Origin of the sequence: Streptomyces sp. NPDC088350 (genome assembly GCF_044753545.1) — a bacterium.
Lineage (GTDB): Bacteria > Actinomycetota > Actinomycetes > Streptomycetales > Streptomycetaceae > Streptomyces.
The window spans coordinates 167,285-191,026 of the sequence record NZ_JBIVNL010000007.1 but is presented as its reverse complement, the minus strand read 5'-3'; the positions used below and the strand labels follow the sequence as shown (position 1 = coordinate 191,026).

The 23,742-nt window shown below is 69.9% G+C and carries 21 protein-coding genes; 6 read left to right on the top strand and 15 right to left on the bottom strand.

The genetic code is table 11. The features are described from left to right. Positions 1-185 precede the first annotated feature (185 nt). The 4 genes from ACIQBL_RS25455 (at position 186) to ACIQBL_RS25440 (ending at position 4,916) form a co-directional block, all read left to right on the top strand. Positions 186-1,511: a DUF2252 domain-containing protein gene (locus tag ACIQBL_RS25455; protein ID WP_401945226.1), complete on the top strand. Its 1,326-nt coding sequence runs from the start codon at positions 186-188 to the stop codon at positions 1,509-1,511. A 68-nt stretch (positions 1,512-1,579) separates the two neighbouring features. After that, a complete protein-coding gene (locus tag ACIQBL_RS25450) occupies positions 1,580-2,269 on the top strand; it encodes a hypothetical protein (protein ID WP_401945225.1) in 690 nt (229 codons plus the stop codon). 86 nt (positions 2,270-2,355) lie between these two features. After that, a complete protein-coding gene (locus tag ACIQBL_RS25445; protein ID WP_401945224.1) occupies positions 2,356-3,174 on the top strand; it encodes a DsbA family protein in 819 nt (272 codons plus the stop codon). 80 nt (positions 3,175-3,254) lie between these two features. Beyond that, positions 3,255-4,916, top strand: coding sequence for an alkaline phosphatase D family protein (locus ACIQBL_RS25440; RefSeq protein ID WP_401945223.1), 1,662 nt, complete (start codon positions 3,255-3,257; stop codon positions 4,914-4,916). On the opposite strand, the gene ACIQBL_RS25435 is transcribed toward ACIQBL_RS25440, so the two are convergent. Beyond that, positions 4,917-5,486 carry a dienelactone hydrolase family protein gene (locus ACIQBL_RS25435; RefSeq protein WP_401945222.1) on the bottom strand — a complete coding sequence of 190 codons (570 nt, stop codon included), beginning with the start codon at positions 5,484-5,486 and terminating at the stop codon, positions 4,917-4,919. Between the two features lie 29 nt (positions 5,487-5,515). Here ACIQBL_RS25435 and ACIQBL_RS25430 point away from each other — a divergent pair, with 29 nt between their 5' ends. Further along, a complete protein-coding gene (locus ACIQBL_RS25430; protein ID WP_401945221.1) occupies positions 5,516-6,622 on the top strand; it encodes a mechanosensitive ion channel family protein in 1,107 nt (368 codons plus the stop codon). 229 nt (positions 6,623-6,851) lie between these two features. On the opposite strand, the gene ACIQBL_RS25425 is transcribed toward ACIQBL_RS25430, so the two are convergent. From ACIQBL_RS25425 to ACIQBL_RS25400, 6 genes are all read right to left on the bottom strand, one after another. Continuing rightward, on the bottom strand, positions 6,852-7,592 hold the full coding sequence (locus ACIQBL_RS25425; protein WP_401945220.1) for an SDR family NAD(P)-dependent oxidoreductase: 741 nt from the start codon (positions 7,590-7,592) through the stop codon (positions 6,852-6,854). Between the two features lie 98 nt (positions 7,593-7,690). Further along, positions 7,691-9,277: a Na+/H+ antiporter gene (locus tag ACIQBL_RS25420; RefSeq protein WP_401945219.1), complete on the bottom strand. Its 1,587-nt coding sequence runs from the start codon at positions 9,275-9,277 to the stop codon at positions 7,691-7,693. Positions 9,278-9,381: 104 nt separating this feature from the next. Beyond that, the gene (locus tag ACIQBL_RS25415; protein WP_401945218.1) at positions 9,382-9,852 is read right to left on the bottom strand and encodes a GNAT family N-acetyltransferase; all 471 of its coding nucleotides are present in this window, start codon (positions 9,850-9,852) and stop codon (positions 9,382-9,384) included. Next, the gene (locus ACIQBL_RS25410; protein WP_401945217.1) at positions 9,849-10,793 is read right to left on the bottom strand and encodes an RluA family pseudouridine synthase; all 945 of its coding nucleotides are present in this window, start codon (positions 10,791-10,793) and stop codon (positions 9,849-9,851) included. Before ACIQBL_RS25410 ends, ACIQBL_RS25415 begins: the two co-directional genes overlap by 4 nt. A 73-nt stretch (positions 10,794-10,866) precedes the next feature. Then, positions 10,867-11,442 (bottom strand): signal peptidase II, encoded by a 576-nt coding sequence (gene lspA / locus ACIQBL_RS25405; protein ID WP_401945216.1) that lies wholly within the window; start codon positions 11,440-11,442, stop codon positions 10,867-10,869. An 88-nt stretch (positions 11,443-11,530) separates the two neighbouring features. Next, positions 11,531-12,529, bottom strand: coding sequence for a TraR/DksA family transcriptional regulator (locus ACIQBL_RS25400; RefSeq protein ID WP_401945215.1), 999 nt, complete (start codon positions 12,527-12,529; stop codon positions 11,531-11,533). A 616-nt stretch (positions 12,530-13,145) separates the two neighbouring features. Here ACIQBL_RS25400 and ileS point away from each other — a divergent pair. Then, positions 13,146-16,292 carry an isoleucine--tRNA ligase gene (ileS, locus tag ACIQBL_RS25395; RefSeq protein WP_401945214.1) on the top strand — a complete coding sequence of 1,049 codons (3,147 nt, stop codon included), beginning with the start codon at positions 13,146-13,148 and terminating at the stop codon, positions 16,290-16,292. A 214-nt stretch (positions 16,293-16,506) separates the two neighbouring features. Here the strand turns inward: ileS and ACIQBL_RS25390 are convergent, their stop codons facing one another. From ACIQBL_RS25390 to murG, 8 genes are all read right to left on the bottom strand, one after another. Then, positions 16,507-17,751, bottom strand: coding sequence for a DivIVA domain-containing protein (locus ACIQBL_RS25390; RefSeq protein WP_401945213.1), 1,245 nt, complete (start codon positions 17,749-17,751; stop codon positions 16,507-16,509). A 52-nt stretch (positions 17,752-17,803) separates the two neighbouring features. Then, positions 17,804-18,094, bottom strand: a complete 291-nt coding sequence (locus ACIQBL_RS25385) for a YggT family protein (RefSeq protein WP_019067748.1) — start codon at positions 18,092-18,094, stop codon at positions 17,804-17,806. A gap of 50 nt (positions 18,095-18,144) precedes the next feature. Further along, positions 18,145-18,786, bottom strand: a complete 642-nt coding sequence (locus tag ACIQBL_RS25380) for a cell division protein SepF (RefSeq protein ID WP_401945212.1) — start codon at positions 18,784-18,786, stop codon at positions 18,145-18,147. A 128-nt stretch (positions 18,787-18,914) separates the two neighbouring features. Continuing rightward, positions 18,915-19,634, bottom strand: coding sequence for a YggS family pyridoxal phosphate-dependent enzyme (locus ACIQBL_RS25375; RefSeq protein WP_401945211.1), 720 nt, complete (start codon positions 19,632-19,634; stop codon positions 18,915-18,917). 6 nt (positions 19,635-19,640) lie between these two features. Next, positions 19,641-20,369, bottom strand: a complete 729-nt coding sequence (gene pgeF / locus ACIQBL_RS25370; protein WP_401945210.1) for a peptidoglycan editing factor PgeF — start codon at positions 20,367-20,369, stop codon at positions 19,641-19,643. Next, entirely contained in the window at positions 20,366-21,553 is a 1,188-nt protein-coding gene (ftsZ, locus tag ACIQBL_RS25365; RefSeq protein ID WP_401945209.1) for a cell division protein FtsZ, read from the bottom strand. Before ftsZ ends, pgeF begins: the two co-directional genes overlap by 4 nt. A 277-nt stretch (positions 21,554-21,830) precedes the next feature. Continuing rightward, on the bottom strand, positions 21,831-22,625 hold the full coding sequence (locus ACIQBL_RS25360; RefSeq protein ID WP_401945208.1) for a cell division protein FtsQ/DivIB: 795 nt from the start codon (positions 22,623-22,625) through the stop codon (positions 21,831-21,833). Positions 22,626-22,650: 25 nt separating this feature from the next. Further along, positions 22,651-23,742, bottom strand: coding sequence for an undecaprenyldiphospho-muramoylpentapeptide beta-N-acetylglucosaminyltransferase (gene murG, locus ACIQBL_RS25355; RefSeq protein WP_401945207.1), 1,092 nt, complete (start codon positions 23,740-23,742; stop codon positions 22,651-22,653).

Sequence of the window (23,742 nt, the reverse complement as noted above, 5' to 3'; positions counted from 1 at the left end):
TTGGCCTCCAGGGATAACGGGGGAAACGATCGACGAAGAGCAGCGGACGGTCTGGGGGGACGAGACCGAATCCTATGCCTCGCCACTGACACAGGGCGGGCACTCCGACGTACCTTCGAGCGTTGGAAGGTGACGACAGACCCCGTCACATGTCATGCACCACCCGTACCAGGAGGCACAGAGCGATGTCGGTTCCGCAGCTCAACGACGAGCACCGCGGCGAGGAGATCCTCGCCGTCTTCGACACCGCCTTCGGCGAGCTCCTGGCCGCCGACCCGGCCGCGTTCCGCGTGAAGTTCCGGAAGATGGCGGCCTCCGCCTTCGCCTTCTACCGGGGCACGGCGGCCCTCTTCTACCACGATCTCGACGCGGAGAAGCGGGGCGGCCCCTACCTGGACGACCGCACCTCGCGCGTGTGGATCCACGGCGACCTGCACGCCGAGAACTTCGGCACGTACATGGACTCGAACGGCCGCCTGGTCTTCAACGTCAACGACTTCGACGAGGCCTACGTCGGCCCGTTCACCTGGGACCTCAAGCGCTTCGCCGGCTCCATCGCGCTCCTCGGGTACGCGAAGGCGCTCAGTGACGAGCAGATCACCGAGCTGGTGAGGATCTACGCGGGCGCGTACCGCGAGCGGGTGCACGCCCTGGCGACCGGCGCGAAGAGCGACGAGGTGCCGCCGTTCACGCTGGACACCGCCGACGGGCCGCTCCTGGGCGCGCTGCGCACGGCCCGCTCGCTGACCCGGTTCGAGCTGCTGGACTCGATGACCGAGATCCGCGACTTCGAGCGCCGGTTCGCGTCGGGCGGCGGCTCCATCGAGCTGGACGCGGCGACCCGCTACAAGGTCCTCGCGGCCTTCGACGGCTACCTGGAGACGCTCCCGGAGTCGTCCCTGGACCGCCCCGACTCGTACCGGGTGAAGGACGTCGTGGGCCGCCGGGGCATCGGCATCGGCTCGGCCGGGCTGCCGTCGTACAACATCCTTCTGGAGGGCAACAGCGACGCCCTGGAGAACGATGTGGTGATCTACATCAAGCAGGCCCAGACGCCGGCCGTGTCCCGGCACATCACGGATCCGGCGATCCGGGACTACTTCCAGCACGAGGGTCACCGCACGGTGATCTCCCAGCGGGCCCTCCAGGCGCACGCGGACCCGTGGCTGGGCTGGACCGAGCTGGACGGCTCGGGGCAGCTGGTCGCCGAGGTGTCGCCGTACGCGGTGGACCTGGACTGGAGCGACATCGACGACCCGGAGGAGATCGCCGCCGTAGTCGCGGACCTGGGGCGGGCCACGGCCACGATGCACGCGGCGGCCGACGACCAGTCCGGGGAGTCCCTGGTGCCGTTCTCCACCGAGCGGGCCATCGACGCGGCGATCGCGGCCGACGAGGACGGCTTCGCGGGCGTCCTCGTCGACTTCGCGCACAGCTACGGCGCACGCGCGCGTGCCGACCACCAGATCTTCGTCGACCTGTTCCGCAACGGCCGGATTCCGGGTCTGTAACCATCCGTACGCTCACAGGAACCCTTTAGGGGTCCCCTACCGGAGCACATGACAGACTCACCCACGCTATGGACATATCCGGGATCCAGCTCAGGGCCGTACGCGCGGCGCTGTTCACGGCACTGGTCGTGACGCTCAGCACCGCGTCGCACGTACTGCTGTCCCGAATCCCGCTGCCGCTCGGCACGGTGGCCGCGATCGCCGCCACCGTGTTCGTGCTGGCGTACGCGCTGGCGGGCCGCGAGCGCGGCTTCGGCAGGATCGCCGCACTGCTGATCCCGCTGGAGCTGGCCGCCGACACGGTGTTCACCACCGGCCAGCACGCCTGCTACGGCAGGGCGGGCGGCCCGGTCGCAGGACCGCTGCGCGCGGTCGGCCTGGACGTGCTGTGCAGCGGCGGCAGTGTGGGCACCTCGCTGGCCCGGATGACCGACAGCCCCCATCAGGCGGCGGCGCTGCTCACGCACACCGACGCCACCGCCGCCTGGCTGCTGCTCGGCGCGCACATCGGCGTCGGGCTGCTGGCCGCCGCCTATCTGCGCCGCGGCGAGCGCGCGCTGACGGAACTGCTGCACGCGGCGACGGCGGTGGGCTTCCGCCCACTGCTGCTCGCCGTCGCCGCCGTGACGGGCCGGCGCACCTCGGCCGTCCGCCGGCTGCCGCGCACCACGCACCGTACGGCCACCGCCCGTGAGCGGCTGCTGGTGCACTCCCTGGGACGGCGTGGACCGCCGTGCTCGGTCCTCCTCGCGGTCTGAACACCCCACAGGTACCTGAGCACACATAAGTCCCCCACACGTATTCCGCGTACGACGTGTACGCGTCCCATATGGAGATCACCACCATGAGCAAGCGGAACAGCGCGGCGGCGAAGACGGCGGCCCGTGAGCGGCTGCGCGCCGAGCGCGAGCGCCAGGCCAAGCGCGCCAAGGTCAAGCGGCAGATCATCGTGGCCGGTTCGGTCGTCGGCGTCCTCGCGATAGCCGGCGGCATAGGTTACGCCGTCGTGCAGAACAACAAGCCCAGCTACTGGGAGGGCCTGAAGGACGCCAAGGTGACCGCCCCGGCCAACACCTCGGGCACCAAGGGCACGACGGTCGTCATCGGCAAGGCCAGCGCCAAGAAGACCCTCAAGGAGTACGAGGACCCGCGCTGCCCCGTCTGCGCCCAGTTCGAGCAGACCGTCGGCTCGACCCTCGTGAAGGACGTCGACGCCGGCAAGTACAAGATCCAGTACATCGGTGGCACGTTCATCGACAACAAGGACAACGGCGTGGGCTCCAAGAACGCGCTGAGCGCCCTGGGCGCCGCGCTGAACGTCAGCCCCACCGCGTTCCTGGAGTACAAGTCGGCGCTGTACTCGACGAAGTACCACCCGGACGAGACGACCGACAAGTTCAAGGACGACAGCTACCTCATCAAGGTCGCCAACACGGTCTCCGCGCTGAAGAACAACACCACGTTCCAGGACGCCGTGAAGAAGGGCACCTACGACGCCTGGGCGATGGCCATGTCGAAGACCTTCGACAACAACAAGGAAGGCGTGACGGGCACCCCGAGCTTCGTCATGGACGGCAAGAAGCTCACCGCCGACACCTCGGGCAACCCGCCCATGACGGTGGCCGACTTCACCAGGGTGGTGGACGCGGCCCTGAAGGGCTGATTCAACGGCTGGTGGAAGAGCGGGCGAACTTTTACGAGTTCGCCCGCTCTCGTTGATACCGATCAGTAACCTGATCGCTCGTGACCAGTCGATACAGAGCACCCGAGGGCGTCAACTCGCCCTCCCCGCGCCGCCGTACGGTCGTCAAGGCCGCGGCCGCCACCGCCGTCCTGGCCGGCCCACTGATCGCCGCGCTGCCCGCCAAGGCCGCCACCGAGACCCCCGCCTTCCTGCACGGTGTCGCCTCCGGCGACCCGCTCCCGGACGGCGTCCTGCTGTGGACCCGGGTGACGCCCACCGCCGAGGCGGTCCCCGGTTCCGGACTCGGCCCGGACACCGAGGTGAGCTGGACCGTAGCCACCGACAAGGCGTTCACGAACATCGTCGCCAAGGGCTCCCTGACGGCGACCGCAGCCTCCGACCACACGGTCAAGGCCGACATCCGCGGTCTGGCCCCGGCCACCGACTACTTCTTCCGCTTCTCGGCCGGCGGCACCGACTCCCCGGCGGCGCGCACCCGCACCGCGCCGGCGACGGACGCCACCGTGTCCGGCCTGCGCTTCGGCGTGGTCACCTGCGCCAACTGGGAGGCGGGCTACTTCTCCTCGTACCGCCATCTCGCGGCGCGCGGCGACCTGGACGCCTGGCTGCATCTCGGGGACTACATCTACGAGTACAAGTCCGGCGAGTACGGGACGCGCGGCACGGTCGTACGACCGCACGCGCCCCTCAACGAGATCATCACGCTCGCCGACTACCGCACCCGGCACGGCAAGTACAAGACCGACCCCGATCTCCAGGCCCTGCACGCCAAGGCGCCGGTCGTGGCGATCTGGGACGACCACGAGTTCGCGGACAACGCCTGGTCGGGCGGCGCGGTCAACCACACCGAGGGCGCCGAGGGCACCTGGACGGCCCGTCAGGCCGCCGCGAAACAGGCCTACTTCGAGTGGATGCCGGTCCGCCCCGCGATCGAGGGCACCACCTACCGCCGCCTCCGCTTCGGCAAACTGGCGGACCTCTCCCTCCTCGACCTGCGCTCCTTCCGTTCGCAGCAGGCGAGTTCGGGCAGCGGCGCGGTCGACGACCCGGACCGTACGATCACGGGACGCGCCCAACTCGACTGGCTGAAGGCCGGGTTGAAGGCGTCGGACACCAAGTGGCGGCTGGTCGGCAACTCGGTGATGATCGCGCCGTTCGTCATCGGCTCGCTCACCGCCGACCTGCTCAAACCGCTCGCCAAGCTGCTGGACCTGCCGCAGGACGGCATCGGCGTCAACACCGACCAGTGGGACGGCTACACCGACGACCGCCGCGAACTCCTCGCCCATCTGCGGTCGAACGCGATCGGCAACACGGTCTTCCTCACCGGTGACATCCACATGTCCTGGGCCAACGACGTGCCGGTGGACGCCGGGACGTACCCGCTCTCGCCGTCCGCCGCGACGGAGTTCGTGATCACCTCGGTGACCTCCGACAACCTCGACGACATAGTCAAGGTGCCCGAGGGCACGGTCTCCGCGCTCGCCGCCCCGCTCATCCAGCTCGCCAACCGGCACGTCCACTGGGTCGACACCGACCGCCACGGCTACGGCGTCCTCGACATCACCGCCGACCGCGCGCAGATGGACTACTACGTCCTGTCCGACCGCACCTCGCCCACCGCGACCTCGTCCTGGGAGCGCTCGTACCGCACGCGCAGCGGCACACAGAAGGTCGAGCGGACGTACGACCCGGTGTAGTTACAGCGTTTCGAGGAAGCCGAGGGCCACCCGCCAGGTGGCCTCGGCGGCCTCCTCGTCGTAGTCCGGGAGGCCGGGGTCGGTGTACAGGTGGCCGGCTCCGGCGTACCGGTAGATCTCGACGTCGGCGCCCGCCCTGCCCATCTGGAGATACCAGGAGCTGAGCCAGTCGTCCGTCTCGAACTGGTCCGGCTCGGCGACGTGCAGCTGGACCGGCAGGTCGTCGACGGAGGCGGTGGCCGCGATGTCCGAGGTGCCGTGCAGGAGCAGCAGCCCGCGGGCCTTCTCGTCGCCGAGGGCGAGGGTCTGGGCGATGGAGGCGCCCAGCGAGAACCCGGCGTAGACGAGCCCGCGCTCCGAATAGGGGGCGGCGGCCAGCACAGCCCGCTTCAGCAGCTCGTCCTTGCCGATCCCGTCGTTGAAGGCCATGCCCTCCTCGACCGTCTCGAACGTCTGCCCCTCGAAGAGGTCCGGCGTCCACACCTCGTGGCCCGCGGCGCGCAGCCGGTCGGCGGCGTCGCGGACCGCCGGCCGGAGTCCGTACGTCGAGTGGAAGAGCATGATGTTCATGAAGCCATCGTGCCAGTACGGTCGGACACATGGAGAACGTACTGCGCCCGCTGATCGTCATCGGCGGCTCCGTGGTCCTCACGCTGCTCATCGGCTGGGTCACCGACCTGCTGCTGCGCAAGGCGGACGCCCGCCACGACGACACCACGCTGTGGGGCCTGCTGCGCCGAGGCCGTGTCCCCTACCAGCTCGTACTCTGCGCGGCCTTCCTCAGAGGCTCCTACGACCAGGCGCAACTCCTTGAGGATCACCGCATCGGCATCGGCCAGACCCTCACCCTGGTGCTGATCGGCGCCACCGCCTGGCTGATGATCCGGGTCGCCGCCGCGATCGTGGAGTCGTCGTACGCGCGCTACGCCCGCGCCTCCCGTGACCCGGCCCGGGTCCGCCGGGTCCGGACCCAGGTGACGCTGATCACGCGGGTGGTGGCCGCGATCGTCGGTGTGGTGGCGGTCGCCGCGATGCTGCTGACGTTCCCCGCGATGCGCGCGGCCGGCGCCTCGCTGCTGGCCTCGGCGGGTGTCCTGGGCATCGTCGCCGGTGTCGCGGCGCAGTCCACTCTCGCCAACCTCTTCGCGGGACTGCAGATCGCCTTCGGCGACATGGTCCGCATCGGCGACACCGTGGTCGTGGACGGCGAGTGGGGCACGATCGAGGAGATCACCCTGACCTTCCTGACGGTACGGACCTGGGACGAGCGCCGGATCACCATGCCGGTGTCGTACTTCACGTCCAAGCCGTTCGAGAACTGGTCGCGCGGCACCCCGCAGATGACCGGCATCGTCTACTTCCAGGTCGACCACTCGGCCCCGGTCGACGCGATGCGCGAACAACTCCGCGAGATCCTCCGCGCCTGCCCCGCCTGGGACGGCCGCAACTACGGCCTGGTCGTCACCGACACCACCCCGAACACCATGGAGGTCCGGGCCCTGGTCACGGCGAAGGACGCGGACGACATCTGGACGGTACGGGTCACGGTCCGCGAACAGATGATCCGCTGGCTGTACGTGGAGCATCCGTACGCCCTGCCGCGCGTCAACACGGCGGACGCGGCGCCGATCCCGGGCGAGGACACGACACCCGGCGGGGGTGCGGGGCGGGCGGCTCATGAGTCGCCCGGGACGAATCACGGATGACGGATCGGGGGTCGGGGCCTGGTCTCCTCGGGCCCGGTGGGGGCTGGTCGCGCAGTTCCCCGCGCCCCTGGGCGGGTGGGGGTCGGGGCGCTGCAACGCCTGAGTCGGCTTCGGCAGCGACGCCCCCGTCTTTCAGGGGCGCGGGGCTGTATCTGACATGCGGCTACCGCCGCGTGGGCGCGACCAGCCACGACGGCGCCGCACCCGACCGACGACCTGTCCCTCCCCCTCAACGCCCCCGCTCAGCCCCACCGTTGACCTGAATCACCTGCGAAGTGACATGCCCGGCTGCCGACGAGGCGAGCCAGTGCAGAGTCCCGGCAACATCCCCGGGCGTCCCCGCCCGCCCCGTCGACGTGTCCCGGATCATCCGCTCACGCCGGGCCTCCGCGATCTCCGGCCCGAAGAACTCCGTGTCCTCGATGTACCCGGGCGCGACCACGTTCACGGTGATGCCCCGCGGCCCCAGATCCCGGGCCAGATCATGGGCGTACGGATGCAGGGCCGCCTTGGCCGCGCCGTACGCCCCGCTCCCCGACCCCCGGTACGCGGCGATGGAACTGACGAACAGCACCCGCCCGCCCGGCTCCGCGAGCCGTGACTTCAGGGCTTCGGTGAGGAGCGCGGCGCTCAGGGTGTTGATACGGAAGTTGACGGTCCAGTTGTGCGCGACGGCGTCCAGCGCATCGCCGCTGTCGCTCCCGGGTTCCAGGGTCCCGTTCCCGCCCGCGCTGTGCACCAGCACATCCACGGTGCCGAACTCCTCGGCGACCAGCCGCGCGACACCGCGCACCACTTCGGGCTCACTCAGATCCCCGGCGTACGTCAACGCCCCGGCCACCCCGGCCTTCTCCAACACCTCGCTGCGCCGCCCGAGCAGCAACACCCGGTCCCCGCCGGCCGCGAAGGCATGCGCCGCAGCGAGCCCAATTCCCGTACCACCACCGCTGATTACAACGTTGCGCACCATGACACGAGCGTACGCGCAGCCGCCGACGGCGCTCGGCCCCCAGGGGAAACGTCCACCCTTCAACCGCCCGTAAACGGGCGGTGCGTGGGTGGGAGATCTCACCTCAGACTACGGACGTCAAGATGCCGGAGCACCCGGTCCACGATCTCAGGGTCGGCCCCCGGCTCACTCCGCGCCGCCAGCACCTCATGCCGAGCCGCGCTCAGCATCTCCCCCTGGATCCGCCGCATCCTCTTCACCCGCTTCACCCGCTTCTCGTACGCCTCCCGCCGCTCCCCGTCCCCCACCTCGGGAGAGATCCGCACCCCGATGTCGAACGCCCGCCGCAGCAGTTGCTCGGACACCTCCTCCGGCAACTCCTCGACATCCTCGATCTCCCGCAACCGCCGCTTCGCGGCCTTCGCCGCCCGCACCGCCAGCTCCTTCTCGAACGCCTTCTCGCTGTCGGTGTCGGCCCGCACCCCGAGCTTCTTCACCAGCCACGGCAAGGTGAGCCCCTGGATCACCAGCGTCGCCATGATCACCCCGAACGCGATGAACACGATCTCGTCCCGGTCGGGGAACGCCGACCCGTCGTCCATGGTCAGCGGAATCGCCAGCGCCAGGGCGACGGACGCCACCCCGCGCATCCCCGCCCACCACATGATCAGGGTCTCCCGCCAGGACGTCGGGATCTCCTCGTCGTAGTCCCGTTTGGCGTGCAGCCGTTTCGTCAGCCAAGTCGCCGGCAGCAGCCACGCCAGCCGTACGACCACGACGACGCCGACGATCGCGGCGGCCCAGCCCAGCATCTCGCCCCACCGCCCGGACGCCGTACGGATCGCGTTGTGCAGTTCGAGCCCGATGAGCCCGAAGGCCACTCCGGTGACCAAGGTGTCCACCACGTCCCACACCGTCGCCCCGGCGAGCCGGGTCAGGACGTCGTCGGCGCCGAGGGCGTACTCGGACAGGAACAGCGCGGTGGTGAGCACGGCGAGCACCCCGGAGCCGTGCAGTTCGTCGGCCAGGACGTACGAGGCGTACGGCACCAGGAGCGTCAGCCCGATCTGGAGCGTGGCGTCGTCGAGCAGGGACATCAGCTTGTTCGCGGCCCACCCCAGGGCCAGTCCCACGGCCACGGCGACGACGGCGGACAGCACGAGGTCGAGCCCGGCGCGCCAGGGGTTGAAGCTCCCGCTGACGGCGGCGGCGATCGCCACGTGGTACAGCACGATGGCCGTCACGTCGTTGAAGAGGCCCTCGCCCTCCAGGATCGACACCAGCCGCCGCGGCAGCCCGAGTTGCCCGGCCACAGCCGTCGCGGCGACCGGGTCCGGCGGTGCCACGAGCGCGCCGAGCGCCACGGCGGCGGCGATCGGCAGACCCGGCACGATCGCGCTCGCGACGGCGGCCACGGCGAGGGTGGTGACGAAGACCAGCGCCACGGCGAGGAGGAAGATGGGGCGGACGTTGGCCGTGAACTGCCGCCAGGAGGTGCGCCGTACCGCCGCGTAGAGCAGCGGTGGCAGCAGAAGGGGCAGGATCAGGTCGGGCGGGACGTTCACGTTCGGCACGAAGTCGGCGATCGCGAGGGCCATTCCGAGGAGTGTCATCAGCACCGGCGACGGCAGACCGAGCCGGTCCCCCAGCGGGACGCTCACCACGGCCCCGAGCAACAGGACGAAAAGCAGGGCCAATTGATCCACGGTCAGGGCTCCGGCGGGATCTAGACGTTCACACAGCGGACGCCCCAGCCTGCCACGCCGCCCGCCCGACCAGCTCTTTCGACGCCCTCAGGCCATGGAGCCCGCTACAGCGCGCGCCGCATCGCGAGGTGCGGAATGCCGGCGTCCGGGAACTCCGGGCCGTACGCCTCGTAGCCGAGCCGTTCGTAGAACCCGAGCGCGTGCGTCTGTGCGTGCAGGTCCACCGCGGCCAGCCCACGCGCGCGTGCCGCGTCCTCGATGGCCCGCACCAGCGCGACCCCGACCCCGAGCCCCCGCGCCTCCTTGGCGACGGCCAGCCGTCCCAGGGACCCCACGGTCGGATCACCGCCGGTCTTCGCGGCAGCCGCCTCGCCGTACAACAGCCGCCCGGTGCCGAGCGGCACCCCGTCCTCCCGCACGGCGAGCACATGCGTCGCTACGGCGTCGTAGTCGTCGTACTCGATCTCCTGGGGCACGCCCTGCTCGACGACGAAGACCTCCTTGCGCACCGCGAAGCAGGCCTCACGGTCGGCCGGATCCTCGGCGACGCGCACCGCGTACGGCACCGGACTCATGCGTACGTCTCCTCGCGCACCAGGTCCAGGGCCTGCTGGAGGTCGTCCGGGTACGTGCTCTCGAACTCGACCCACTGGCCGTCGGCGGGGTGCTCGAAGCCGAGCCGGACGGCGTGCAGCCACTGGCGGGTCAGGCGCAGCCGCTTGGCGAGCGTCGGGTCGGCGCCGTAGGTCAGGTCGCCCACGCACGGGTGCCGGTGGGCCGCCATGTGGACGCGGATCTGGTGCGTGCGGCCGGTCTCCAGCTTCACGTCGAGCAGGGAGGCCGCGCGGAACGCCTCGATGAGGTCGTAGTGCGTGATCGACGGCTTGCCCTCGGCGGTGACCGCCCACTTGTAGTCGTGGTTCGGGTGGCGGCCGATGGGGGCGTCGATGGTGCCGCTGGTCGGGTCGGGGTGGCCCTGGACCAGCGTGTGGTACCGCTTGTCGACCGTGCGCTCCTTGAACTGGCGCTTCAGCGAGGTGTACGCGCGCTCCGACTTGGCGACCACCATCAGGCCGGACGTGCCGACGTCGAGGCGGTGCACGATGCCCTGGCGCTCGGCGGCACCGGACGTCGAGATGCGGTACCCGGCGGCGGCGAGCCCGCCGATGACGGTCGTGCCGGTCCAGCCGGGGCTGGGGTGGGCGGCGACGCCGACCGGCTTGACGATCACGATGACGTCGTCGTCGTCGTAGACGATCTCCATGCCCTCGACGGGCTCGGCGACGATCTGCACGGGCGCGGGTGCCTGCGGCATCTCGACCTCCAGCCAGGCCCCGCCGTGCACGCGCTCGGACTTCCCGACCACCGAGCCGTCGACCGTGACCTTCCCCGCCGTGGCCAGCTCGGCGGCCTTCGTACGGGAGAAGCCGAACATGCGGGAGATGGCGGCGTCGACACGCTCGCCCTCCAGGCCGTCGGGCACGGGCAGGTTTCGGATCTCGGGAACTGTGCTCACTCGGTCGAGTATGCCGGACGGGTCCGACACCGCCTTACCCGAGCCTGTGGGCCCGGCCCCTGCGAACCGTTGCTCAGTCCTTGTGGACGGTGCCGTCCGGGTCGAGACCGCGGAAGGAGAGCAGGACGATCAGGATGCCGCCGCACACGATCGCCGAGTCGGCGAGGTTGAAGACGGCGAAGCCCTTGGGCGCGATGAAGTCGACGACCTCGCCCTGGAAGATGCCGGGCGAACGGAAGATCCGGTCGGTGAGGTTGCCGAGCGCGCCGCCCAGCAGCAGCCCGAGCGCGATGGCCCACGGCAGGCTGTAGAGCTTGCGGGCCAGCCGGGCGATCACCACGATCACGGCGGCGGCGATCATCGTGAAGATGACCGTGAAGGCCGCGCCGAACCCGAAGGCCGCGCCGGGGTTGCGGATCGCGTGGAACTCCAGCCAGTCCCCGAAGACCTCGATCGGCGCGTGGTGCTCCAGCTTGGCGACCACGAGCAGCTTGCTGACCAGGTCGAGGGCGTACGCGAAGGTGGCCACCACGAACAGCACGGCGATCCGGCGCCTGCCCCTGGGGCGCGCGCTCTCGCCCTGCTCCGGCTCGGCCCCCGCCGCCTCTGGGGTATCCGGCGTACCGATGATGCGCTCCGCCTCTGCCACGTGAGTCCCTCGAACCTAGGTACCTGACTGAGGAAGAGGGTACGGCACACCTCTCGGCACCTTCAGTACCGGCGTTCAGTACCTGCCGTCAGTACCGGCGCTCCTGCTTCTGCTTGCACTCGACGCACAGGGTGGCCCGCGGGAAGGCCTGCATACGGGCCTTGCCGATCGGGTTGCCGCAGTTCTCGCACAGGCCGTACGTGCCCGCGTCCAGCTTCCCCAGGGCACGCTCGGTCTGGGTCAGCATCTCGCGCGCGTTGGCGGCCAGCGCCATCTCGCTCTCCCGCGTGATGTTCTTGGTGCCGGTGTCGGCCTGGTCGTCGCCGGCGCCGTCCCCGGAGTCCCGCATCAGACCGGCGAGGGCCTGCTCGGTGGAGGTGATCTCCTCGCGCAGCCGCTCCGCCTCGGACAGCAGCTCGGTACGGGCCTCCTCGACCTCCTCCGGCGTCCAGGGCTCCTCGCCCGGACGCACCGCCAGCTCACCCGGCCCGGGCGCCGCGGCGAGCCGCGCCTTGGGAACGGCCGTCTTCGCCGCCGTGGCCGTACCAGGAGTCTTCTTCGCAACCACCGTCGTGGCTCCCGTCTGCTCCGCGGCCTGTGCCGCGCCCGCCTTCGCCTTCTTGGCCGCGCTCTTCTTCGTACCGGTCGTGCTCTTCGTGTTCGTACCGGTCGTGCTCTTCGTGGTCTTCGTGCCTGCCGTGCTCTTCGTGGAGCTGCTCTTCGCCGTCGTGCTCTTGGAGACGACGGTTTTCTTCACGGCCGCTTTCTTCACGGCCGCCTCTTTCACGGCCGCTTTCTTGGCCGGGGTTGCCTTGGTGGCCGCAGCCTTCGTAGCAGTTGTTTTCCCTGTCGGCGTTTTCCCGGCCACCGCCTTCTTGGCGGCCACCGGTCTCTCGGGCCCCTCCTCGGTCGCCTTCTTCGAAGAAGCCGCCTTCGAGGCGACCGCCTTCTTCACGGTGGTCTTCCTCGCCGCGGTCGTCCTGACCGCGCTCTTCTTCCCGCCCACTTCCTTGGTCCCACCGCCGGAGGCACTGGCACTCGTGGACTTGGACGCCGACTGCTGTACGGCGGTCTTCTTCGCCACCATGGCCGCGGCCCCTTCACATTTTGTGATCACGCACGCGAATCGTGCTGGGACGATAAATCGACTTGGGTCCCGCGGCAACGGGGCACGCCGCCCGATTCGTCCACCCCCCTGGCCCCGCGCGGCGAGCCTTCATGCGTTGTGCCCAGCTCCCCGCCGGGTAATCCGCCGAGCCCGGCGTCCCGAATCCACGAAGGGAATCCGAACACGCGTTCAGCGCCATTCGAGTCATACGGCGGGCCGGCAAGCCTCCGGCCGAGGCCCCCGCAAAACCGGTCGGCCGCTGTCCGCGCGGGCCCGTACACTGGGCGGAGCGAGAAGCGTGGATGGGGACGAGTAGCGGCGTAAGCAGCCCAGAGCGACCCGGGGACGGTGGAAGCCCGGGGGCGAGCGCGACGCGAAGATCACCCCGGAGCCGCCGGAAGAAAGCCGCAGCCGACCGGCCGTAGCGAGTAGACCCGGTATCGCGACCCCAATGAGGGGGCTCACTGGTGCGCGGGATGCACCGGGGGGCCAAGGAGGGTGGTACCGCGGGAGCGCGCCGCACACGGCGTACGGAAAGTCGTAGCTCTCGTCCCTCCGGACGGAAGGCAGAAAGTCCGCCGGAGGAAGCTCGCTGATGACAACGCCGACGTACCGCCAGGTGCCCGCCCAGGTCGACCTGCCCGCGCTCGAGCACGCCGTGCTCGACTTCTGGCGCGAGCAGAAGATCTTCGCCAAGACCCTGGACCAGTCCGAGGGACGCCCCGAGTGGGTGTTCTACGAGGGCCCGCCCACGGCCAACGGCATGCCGGGCGCCCACCACATCGAGGCGCGCGTCTTCAAGGACGTCTTCCCCCGCTTCCGGACCATGCGCGGCTACCACGTGGGCCGCAAGGCCGGCTGGGACTGCCACGGCCTCCCGGTGGAGCTGGCGGTCGAGAAGGAGCTGGGCTTCACCGACAAGCAGGACATCGAGGCGTACGGCATCGCCGAGTTCAACGCCAAGTGCCGCGAGTCCGTGACCCGGCACACCGACGCCTTCGAGGCGCTCACGACCCGCATGGGGTACTGGACGGACCTCGAGGACCCGTACCGCACGATGGACCCCGAGTACATCGAGTCGGTCTGGTGGTCCCTCAAGGAGATCTTCAACAAGGGCCTGCTGGTCCAGGACTACCGCGTCGCCCCCTGGTGCCCGCGCGACCAGACGGGCCTCTCGGACCACGAGCTGGCGCAGGGCTACGAGACCGTCGTCGACCCCTCCGTGTACGTCCGTTTCCCGCTCACCTCCGGTCCGCTGGCCGGCCGTGCCGCACTCCTGGTGTGGACGACGACCCCCTGGACGCTCGTCTCCAACACCGCCGTCGCCGCCCACCCCGAGGTCACCTACGTCGTCGCGACGAAGGGCCCCGACAGCGCGGAGCAGCTCGTCGTCGCCGAGCCGCTGTTCGCCAAGGCCCTCGGCGAGGGCTGGGAGACCACCGGTGAGACCTTCACCGGCGCCGAGATGGAGTACTGGACGTATCAACGTCCGTTCGAGCTCGTCGAGTTCCCGGAACCGGCGCACTACGTCGTCAACGCCGAGTACGTGACGACCGAGGACGGTACGGGCCTGGTCCACCAGTCCCCCGCCTTCGGTGAGGAGGACCTCAAGGTCTGCCGCGCGTACGGCCTGCCGGTCGTGAACCCGGTCCGCCCGAACGGCGCCTTCGCCGAGGACGTCCCGCTCGTAGGCGGTGTCTTCTTCAAGAAGGCCGACGAAAAGCTCACCGAGGACCTCAAGGACCGCGGGCTGCTCTTCAAGCACGTGCCGTACGAGCACAGTTACCCGCACTGCTGGCGCTGCCACACCGCGCTCCTGTACTACGCGCAGCCCTCCTGGTACATCCGCACCACGGCCGTCAAGGACCGCCTCCTCCAGGAGAACGAGAACACCAACTGGTTCCCGGACACCGTCAAGCACGGCCGGTACGGCGACTGGCTGAACAACAACATCGACTGGGCGCTGTCCCGCAGCCGCTACTGGGGCACCCCGCTGCCGATCTGGCGCTGCGCGGAGGACCACCTCACGGTCGTCGGCTCCCGCGCGGAGCTGACCGAGCTGACGGGCACCGACCAGTCGGGCCTGGACCCGCACCGCCCGTTCATCGACGCCGTCACGTTCCCGTGCCCCCAGTGCGCCACGACCGCGACCCGCGTGCCCGAGGTCATCGACGCCTGGTACGACTCGGGTTCGATGCCGTTCGCGCAGTGGGGCTACCCGCACAAGAACAAGGAACTCTTCGAGTCCCGCTACCCGGCGCAGTTCATCAGCGAGGCCATCGACCAGACCCGCGGCTGGTTCTACACACTGATGGCCGTCGGCACCCTGGTCTTCGACAAGTCGTCGTACGAGAACGTCGTCTGCCTCGGCCACATCCTCGCCGAGGACGGCCGCAAGATGTCCAAGCACCTGGGCAACACCCTGGACCCGATCCCGCTGATGGACCGTCACGGGGCGGACGCGGTGCGGTGGTTCATGGCGGCGGGCGGCTCCCCGTGGGCGGCACGCCGCGTGGGCCACGGCACCATCCAGGAGGTCGTCCGCAAGACCCTCCTGACGTACTGGAACACGGTCGCCTTCCAGGCCCTGTACGCGCGTACGTCCGACTGGGCGCCGAGCGCGGCGGACCCGGCCCCGGCCGACCGCCCGGTCCTGGACCGCTGGCTCCTGTCCGAACTCCACGCGCTCACCGACCAGGTGACGCAGGCTCTGGAGTCCTACGACACCCAGCGCGCCGGCAAGCTCCTGTCGGCGTTCGTCGACGACCTGTCCAACTGGTACGTCCGCCGCTCCCGTCGCCGCTTCTGGCAGGGCGACAAGGCCGCGCTGCGCACCCTGCACGAGGTCGTCGAGACGGTCACCCAGCTGATGGCCCCGCTGACCCCGTTCATCACCGAGCGGGTCTGGCAGGACCTGATCGTCCCGGTGACCCCGGGCGCCCCCGAGTCGGTCCACCTGTCCACGTGGCCGGAGGCGGACCTGTCCGTCATCGACCCCGAGCTGTCCAAGCAGATGGTCCTCGTACGGCGCCTGGTGGAGCTGGGCCGGGCCACGCGCGCGGAGTCGGGCGTCAAGACGCGTCAGCCGCTGTCCCGCGCGCTGATCGCGGCGACGGGCTTCGCCGCCCTGGACCGTGAACTGCACGCGCAGATCACCGAGGAGCTGAACGTCGAGGGGCTCGCCTCGCTGAGCGAGGTCGGCGGCTCGCTGGTCGACACCACGGCGAAGGCCAACTTCCGCGCGCTGGGCAAGCGGTTCGGCAAGCGCGTCCAGGATGTGGCGAAGGCCGTCGCGAACGCCGACGCGGCCGCACTGTCCCTCGCCCTGCGCGAGGGCACGGCGTCCGTGGAGGTGGACGGCGAGACCATCACGCTGGCCCCGGATGAGGTGATCATCACAGAGACTCCGCGCGAGGGCTGGTCCGTGGCCTCCGACTCGGGTGCGACGGTCGCCCTCGACCTGGAGATCACGGAGGAGCTGCGGCAGGCGGGCCTGGCCCGTGACGCGATCCGGCTGATCCAGGAGTCCCGCAAGAACAGCGGCCTGGACGTCGCCGACCGTATCGCCCTGCGCTGGACGTCGACCGACCCGGCGGTCATCGCCGCCCTGTCCGAGCACGCGGCCCTGATCGCCGACGAGGTCCTCGCCACGGACTTCGCCCAGGGCGAGGCGGACGACAGCTACGGCACCCCGTTCACGGACGAGGGCCTGTCCCTGGTGTTCCGCCTGCACAAGGCGTAGCGCCGCGCTCGCCCAAGCCGTTGGGCGCCGTGGGGGCCGGTCTGGTTCGTCCAGGACCGGCCGCCCGTGGCTGGTCGCGCAGTTCCCCGCGCCCCTTCGGGGCACTGGCCTGAACCGCCAGAAGAACCCTGAACCCGAAAAGGGCGGGGCCCCCGGAAGATCCGGGGGCCCCGCCCTTTGAACGCTGCCGACGCCTAAGGCGTACCAGAGGCTGTCAGTTGTCGTCCTCGTCGATCAGGAAGCCGCGCATCGGCGAGGGAGCCTGACCCATCGGGGACGGGCCCTGGGGCCGTACCGGCGCCATCGGCTGGGTCATCGCCGGGGACATCTGCTGCTGGCCGCCGTAGGACGGGCCGGCCGGAGCCGGGCCGCCCATGCCCTGCGGGCCGCCGTAGGACGGGGCGCTGGCGCCTGCCGGGGCCATCGAGGGCGCCGGGGACGGCGGAAGCGACGCGGCCATCGGAGCGCGCGGCGGGGCGAGCGAGTCGTCGGCCTGGGTCTCCAACTGACGCAGCTGGGACTCCAGGTAGGACTTCAGACGCGTGCGGTACTCGCGCTCGAAGCCGCGCAGGTCCTCGACCTTGCGCTCCAGCGTGGCGCGGGCGGACTCCAGGGAGCCCATCGCGACGCGGTGCTTCTCCTGCGCGTCCCGCTCCAGGGCGTCGGCCTTGGCACGGGCGTCGCGCTCAAGACCCTCGGCACGCGAACGCGCCTCGCCGACGATCTTGTTGGCCTCGGAACGGGCCTCGGCGATCGCCTGGTCGGCGGTCTGCTGGGCCAGCGAGAGGACACGCGCGGCGCTGTCGCCACCGGGGCCCTGCTGCGGCATGCCGCCGCCCATGGGACCGCCCATGCCCATCTGCTGCTGCATGGGGGGCTGGCCGCCCATCTGGCCCTGCATCGGGCCCTGACCCATCTGCTGCATCTGGCCCTGCATCGGGCCCTGGCCCATCTGACCCTGCATCGGGCCCTGGCCCATGGGGCCCTGACCCATCGGACCCTGGCCCTGCGGACCGCCCTGGCCGCCGGGGCCGGGGGGCAGCTGCGGGGCGCCGCTCGGCAGCTGGGGCGGGCCGCCCATGGGGCCGCCCATCTGCTGCTGCGGCGGGCCCGATATGCCGGCGGGCACCGGGGCGCCCGGACCGCGCATGCCCTGCTGGGGCATGCCTTGCGGGGGCATGCCCTGCTGGGGCATCCCCTGTTGCTGCATCCCCTGTTGCTGCATGCCGCCCTGCTGGTCCTGCTGGTCCGGGGGCTTGCGCATGTTCTGCTGGTTCTGGGCGGCAGCACGCGTGGCCGCGGCCAGTTTGGCGCGCAGGTCCTCGTTCTCCCGCAGCAGGCGGGTCAGTTCGGCTTCGACCTCGTCGAGGAAGGCATCAACCTCGTCCTCGTCATAGCCTTCTCGGAGGCGGACGGTCGTGAACTGCTTGTTCCGCACGTCCTCGGGGGTCAACGGCATCTCTTCACCTCAACGTAGTCATCGGCAGTCGGCAAGACCGTATCGTCCACTGTCACCCCGCGAGATTGCCCACGATAGAGATCAAGATGTAGACGATGATCATCAGGACGAAGAAGGACAGGTCGAGCGCCACGCCCCCGAGACGCAACGGCGGAATGAACCGCCGTAGCAGCTTCAACGGTGGATCGGTGACAGTGTAGGCGGCCTCCAGAACGACCACCATCGCCTTGCCGGGTTGCCATGAGCGGGCGAACTGGAAGACGTAGTCCATGACCAACCGGAAGATGAGCACGATGAGGAACACCATCAGCGCGATGTAGATCACCTGCGCGAACACGCTCATGGTCTGTCTTTCCCTCTCCCCTGTTCCGTGCTTCCTAGCGGCTGCCTGTCTCAGCTCTGATTGAAGAACCCGCCCTCTGCGATGCGGGCCTTGTCCTCCGCCGTGACATCGACGTTAGCAGGCGACAACAGGAACACCTTCTGCGTCACCCGCTCGATGCTTCCGTGAAGACCAAACACCAAACCGGCCGCAAAGTCGACAAGTCGCTTGGCGTCTGTGTCATCCATCTCAGTCAGATTCATGATCACCGGGGTGCCCTCACGGAAGTGTTCCCCGATGGTACGGGCCTCGTTGTAGGTCCGGGGGTGAAGTGTGGTGATCCGGTAAGGCTCTCGTTCCGACACGACCTTGGGCATGATCACCGGTGCGTTCTTCTCCAGGGACTGGCGTTCTTGTGTGATGGATGCCACGGGCGCGATGCGCGCCGGACGCCCTGATTCCGCACCCAGTGAAGCGGAATGGGACACCGGATCGCGAGGAGCCGGAGGCTGCACCACTCGTACCGGTTCGTCCCTTTGGGACTGATGCGGGCTGTGTGACTGGTGCGACGGCTCGTGCCGTCGACGGTCCCGCTCGGGTTCCGGGTCCAGTTCGGGTTCGAAGTCGTCGTCGGGGTCGAAACCCCGGCCGTCGTACCCATCGTCCTCCACGAGGCCGAGGTAGACCGCCATCTTGCGCATCGCGCCGGCCATGCTCTGAGTCCTCCGCTCTGTGGTGGATCGGCTGACGACTGCCAAGTGCCCGCGATCCACGAGGTCGTTACGCCCGCCTTCGGCGGCATTGACCATATTTTCTGCTGTGGTCCGACTTCCTGGCGACGTTACCCGAGCCCGGGGCGGACGCCGAGTACCGCAGTGCCGACGCGTACATGTGTCGCTCCGGCTGCCACGGCCTGTTCGAGGTCCGCACTCATCCCTGCCGACACCATGTTCGCAGCAGGATGGGCTCGGCGCAGGTCAGTCGACAAATCCATCAACCGCCCGAACGCCTCCTGTTGGCGTCCGGCGTACTCGCCGGTGAGCGGAGCGACGGTCATCAGACCGTCGAGCCGCAGCCCCGGGGACCCGGCGACGAGATCGGCCAACTCCCCGATCCCGCCCGGCCCGACGCCACCCCGCTCGCCCCGCCCGCTCACTCCCGCGTCGAGCGCGACCTGGATGAGACAGCCCAGTTCACGCCCGGACCGCTCGGCCTCCTTCGACAGCGCGGTCACGAGCCGGGCCCGGTCGACCGACTGCACGACATCGGCGTAACCGACCACGGATCGCACCTTGTTGGTCTGCAACTGGCCGACGAAGTGCCAACTCAGCGGCAGATCCGCGCATTCCGCCGCCTTCGGGGCGGCGTCCTGGTCCCGGTTCTCGGCGACATCGCGCACACCGAGTTCGGCCAACGTTCTTACGTCGCTCGCCGGATAGGTCTTGGTGACCACGATCAGGGTCACCTCTTCGCGCTTGCGCCCGGCCGCCGCGCAGGCGGCGGCGATGCGCTCCTCGACTCTCGCCAGATTCACGGCGAGTTCTTGCCCACGGTCCGTCATGCCCGATCAGTCCAGCCAGACATAGCTCGCGAGCCGCCCGGTCACGCGGTCGCGGCGGTACGAGAAGTGGTCGTCCGATTCACGGGTGCACACCGGCGACTCCTCCCGGTCGCGCACCCCGAGCCGGTCGAGCTGCGCGTGCGCGCCGGCGGTCACGTCGACCGCGGGAGTGCCCCAACTCGTCTCGGCGTACGCCGCGGGTTCCACGGCGGCGACATCGGCGCGCATGTCCGCGGGCACTTCGTAGCACCGGCCGCAGACGGCGGGTCCGGTGCGGGCGACGATCCGGGCGGGATCAGCGCCGAGTTCCACCATGGCCCGTACGGCGGCGGGGACGACCCCGGCGACCATGCCCGGGCGTCCGGCGTGGGCCGCGCCCGCGATCCCGGCGACCGGGTCGGCGAGCAGGACCGGCGTGCAGTCGGCGGTCAGCACCGCGAGGGCGAGTCCGCGCCGTGTGGTGACGAGCGCGTCGACGGAGGGGATGTCGGCGGAGCCCCAGGGCTCCTCGACGACCGCCACGTCCGCGCCGTGCACCTGGTTCATCCAGACCACCAGGGCCGGGTCCAAGCCCAGTGACTTGGCGGCCAGTTCGCGATTGGTACGTACGGCGTCGGGGTCGTCGCCGACCGCTCCGCCGAGGTTGAGCTCCTCGTACGGAACGGCGCTCACCCCGCCCCACCTGTCGGTGAAGGCGAAGTGCGCGCCGCTCACGGTGTCGAGCTGTCCTATCACTTCAGGAAGTCCGGTACGTCCAGCTCCTCGGCGGCGCTGTCCGAGTAGGTCCGCGACGGCGGGACCGGCGGGGCGACCGGGAGGTCGGCGACCGGCTCCGGCGCGGGCTCCGGCTCCTCCTTGGGCTTGACGCTGCCGAGCGAGCCGAAGGACGGACGGCTCTCCTGCCGTACCGGAGTCGGCTCGTCGCGGCGCGCCGAGGTGGAGCCCATGCCCGTCTCGCGGCGGGTCGGCGGCTGGCCGCCGTCGAAACCGGCCGCGATGACCGTGACCCGGACCTCGTCGCCGAGGGCGTCGTCGATGACCGCGCCGAAGATGATGTTGGCCTCGGGGTGGGCCGCCTCGCTGACCAGTTGGGCCGCTTCGTTGATCTCGAACAGGCCGAGGTCGGAGCCGCCGGAGATGGACAGCAGGACGCCGCGGGCGCCGTCGATGGAGGCTTCGAGGAGCGGCGAGGAGATCGCCATCTCCGCCGCCGCCACCGCGCGGTCGTCGCCGCGGGCCGAGCCGATGCCCATGAGGGCCGAACCGGCCTCGGACATCACGGACTTGACGTCGGCGAAGTCGAGGTTGATCAGGCCGGGCGTGGTGATGAGATCGGTGATGCCCTGGACGCCGGAGAGCAGGACCTGGTCCGCCGACTTGAAGGCGTCGAGGACCGAGACCTGGCGGTCCGAGATGGACAGCAGCCGGTCGTTCGGGATGACGATGAGGGTGTCGACCTCTTCGCGGAGTTCGGCGATGCCGTCCTCCGCCTGGTTGGCCCGGCGCCGTCCCTCGAAGGTGAACGGGCGGGTGACCACGCCGATCGTGAGGGCGCCCAGGGAGCGCGCGATGTTGGCCACGACGGGGGCGCCGCCGGTGCCGGTGCCGCCGCCTTCGCCAGCCGTCACGAAGACCATGTCGGCCCCCTTGAGGACCTCCTCGATCTCCTCACGGTGATCCTCGGCGGCCTTGCGGCCGACGGCCGGGTTGGCGCCGGCGCCGAGTCCGCGGGTGAGTTCGCGGCCGACGTCGAGTTTGACGTCGGCGTCGCTCATCAACAGCGCCTGCGCGTCGGTGTTGATGGCGATGAACTCGACGCCCTTGAGACCGACCTCGATCATCCGGTTGATGGCATTGACACCACCGCCGCCGACACCGATGACTTTGATGACTGCGAGGTAGTTCTGCGGTGCTGCCACGTCGAAGGCCTCTCGCCTCGAGTTACGTGTCGCCGATCGCGGTGCTCCGCGATCCGACGACGGATGCCGAATGGGACGGTCCGTAGCGCCGACCCGAACCCTAACGTTGAAGTTTAGGGTTACCAGTGTGTCCGTTCCTTGAAGTCTTCTGAACAGGACACTAAGTCGACAAGTGGCGCACGTTCAACGAACACGCCGAACCTCCCGTTTTTCTTTTCACCCTATGTGATCAGCCGTAGCGCTGCCCAACCAGGGTGCTGGCCTGCGCGAATGTGCGTCAACTCCCGGCTGACGCAGGGGCGGTGGGGACACTTACGTCGAAGTACCGGGCGCCGGAAGCTGCTTTCATGAGAGCGGTGAGCGTACGCGCCTTCGCCGCGCCCTTGTCGCCACTTCCCCAGGAGACGGTCCGGCCGCCGCTCAACTCCAGTGAGATGTCGTCGTAGGAACGGACCTTGACGACCCGGGTGTCCCGCGCGACCGCGGCCGGAATGTCACCCGCGACCTGCACCGCCTCGCGCACGAGCCGGTCCTCGCCGAAGCGGCGCAGGCCGGCCGCGGACGAACCGGTTTGGGAGAGCGTCAATTCGAGGGTGGGGACGGACTGAGGCGGCGTGGAAACGGTCGCGAATCGCACGCCCTCGTCGTCCACTTCGACGAAGTTTCCGCCCTTTTTCACCACCAGAACCGCGATGCGTTCGGTCACTTTCAGCCCGATTCCATGAGGCCAGGAACGGACTACGTCAACGGTGTCAATTCGGGGCAATTTCTTACGGAGTCGGGCCTCGATCGCATCGGTGTCGACGGAAATGAGCGGTCCGCCGACCGGTACGCCGGCGGCTTCGCGCACCTGCTCGGGCGTCAGGACCTTCGTTCCGGAGACCGAGACCTTCTCCACCCGCAGCCACTGCGAGCCGTAGAGCAGCCAGACCGCGGCCGCGCCCAACAGGACTGCGGTGAGGGCGAGTACGACAATCAGACGAAGGCGCCGACGCCCCAGGCGCCGGACAAGGGGCGGGCCGGACGACTCCTGTTGGCGTTCACCGCGCTCGGCGGTCGTCGGTCCGGCCACGATCCCCTGCCTCTCTCACATATGGCTAGCGGTGCCGCGAGGCGATCGCCTCGTACACCATGCCGACGAGCAGGTCGTCGGCGTCCCGGCGGCCGAACTCGCTTGCCGCGCGCGACATCTCGTACAGCCGGTGCGGGTCGGCGAGCACGGGCAGGACGTTGCCCTGGATCCACTCGGGCGTCAGTTCCGCGTCGTCGACCAGGAGTCCGCCGCCGGCCTTGACCACCGGCTGGGCGTTCAGCCGCTGTTCGCCGTTGCCGATGGGCAGCGGGACGTAGGCGGCCGGGAGTCCGACGGCGGAGAGTTCGGCGACGGTCATCGCGCCCGCGCGGCAGAGCATCATGTCGGCCGCGGCGTACGCGAGGTCCATCCGGTCCACGTACGGTACCGGGATGTAGGGGGGCATCCCCGGCATCTGGTGCACCTGCGGCAGTTCGTTCTTCGGGCCGACCGCGTGCAGGATCTGGATTCCGGCCTGTTGGAGGTAGGGCGCGACCCGCTCGATCACCTCGTTGAGGTGGCGGGCGCCCTGCGAACCGCCGGAGACCAGCAGCGTCGGCAGGTTGGGGTCGAGCCCGAACGCGGCCCGGGCCTCGGGCCGTACGGCCGCGCGGTCCAGGAGGGCGATGGAGCGGCGCAGCGGGATGCCGATGTAGCGGGCGTCGCGCAGCTTGCTGTCCGGGGTGGAGACGGCGACCCGGGCCGCGTACCGCGAGCCGATCTTGTTGGCCAGCCCGGGGCGGGCGTTGGCCTCGTGGATCACGATCGGCACCCCGAGGCGCTTGGCCGCGAGATAGCCGGGCAGCGCCACATAGCCGCCGAAGCCGACGACACAGTCCGCCTTGGTGCGCTCCAGGATCTGCTCGGCGGCCTTGATCGTGCCGCGCAACCGGCCCGGCACGGTGATCAGTTCCGGGGTGGGCTTGCGCGGCAGCGGTACGGCGGGGATCAGGGCGAGTTCGTAGCCCCGCTCCGGTACGAGGCGGGTCTCAAGGCCGCGTTCCGTGCCCAGGGCCGTGATCCCCACAGTGGGGTCCTGCCTGCGCAGGGCGTCCGCGAGGGCGAGCGCGGGCTCGATGTGGCCGGCGGTCCCCCCGCCGGCGAGTACGACATGCAC

Bases quoted from the DNA above. Each gene is read 5' to 3' on its own strand.
- ACIQBL_RS25455 (WP_401945226.1), top strand. From the start codon at position 186: ATGTCGGTTCCGCAGCTCAACGACGAGCACCGCGGCGAGGAGATCCTC.
- ACIQBL_RS25450 (WP_401945225.1), top strand. From the start codon at position 1,580: ATGGACATATCCGGGATCCAGCTCAGGGCCGTACGCGCGGCGCTGTTC.
- ACIQBL_RS25445 (WP_401945224.1), top strand. From the start codon at position 2,356: ATGAGCAAGCGGAACAGCGCGGCGGCGAAGACGGCGGCCCGTGAGCGG.
- ACIQBL_RS25435 (WP_401945222.1), bottom strand. From the start codon at position 5,486: ATGAACATCATGCTCTTCCACTCGACGTACGGACTCCGGCCGGCGGTC.
- ACIQBL_RS25430 (WP_401945221.1), top strand. From the start codon at position 5,516: ATGGAGAACGTACTGCGCCCGCTGATCGTCATCGGCGGCTCCGTGGTC.
- ACIQBL_RS25425 (WP_401945220.1), bottom strand. From the start codon at position 7,592: ATGGTGCGCAACGTTGTAATCAGCGGTGGTGGTACGGGAATTGGGCTC.
- ACIQBL_RS25415 (WP_401945218.1), bottom strand. From the start codon at position 9,852: ATGAGTCCGGTGCCGTACGCGGTGCGCGTCGCCGAGGATCCGGCCGAC.
- ACIQBL_RS25400 (WP_401945215.1), bottom strand. From the start codon at position 12,529: ATGGTGGCGAAGAAGACCGCCGTACAGCAGTCGGCGTCCAAGTCCACG.
- ileS (WP_401945214.1), top strand. From the start codon at position 13,146: ATGACAACGCCGACGTACCGCCAGGTGCCCGCCCAGGTCGACCTGCCC.
- ACIQBL_RS25390 (WP_401945213.1), bottom strand. From the start codon at position 17,751: ATGCCGTTGACCCCCGAGGACGTGCGGAACAAGCAGTTCACGACCGTC.
- ACIQBL_RS25385 (WP_019067748.1), bottom strand. From the start codon at position 18,094: ATGAGCGTGTTCGCGCAGGTGATCTACATCGCGCTGATGGTGTTCCTC.
- ACIQBL_RS25380 (WP_401945212.1), bottom strand. From the start codon at position 18,786: ATGGCCGGCGCGATGCGCAAGATGGCGGTCTACCTCGGCCTCGTGGAG.
- ACIQBL_RS25375 (WP_401945211.1), bottom strand. From the start codon at position 19,634: ATGACGGACCGTGGGCAAGAACTCGCCGTGAATCTGGCGAGAGTCGAG.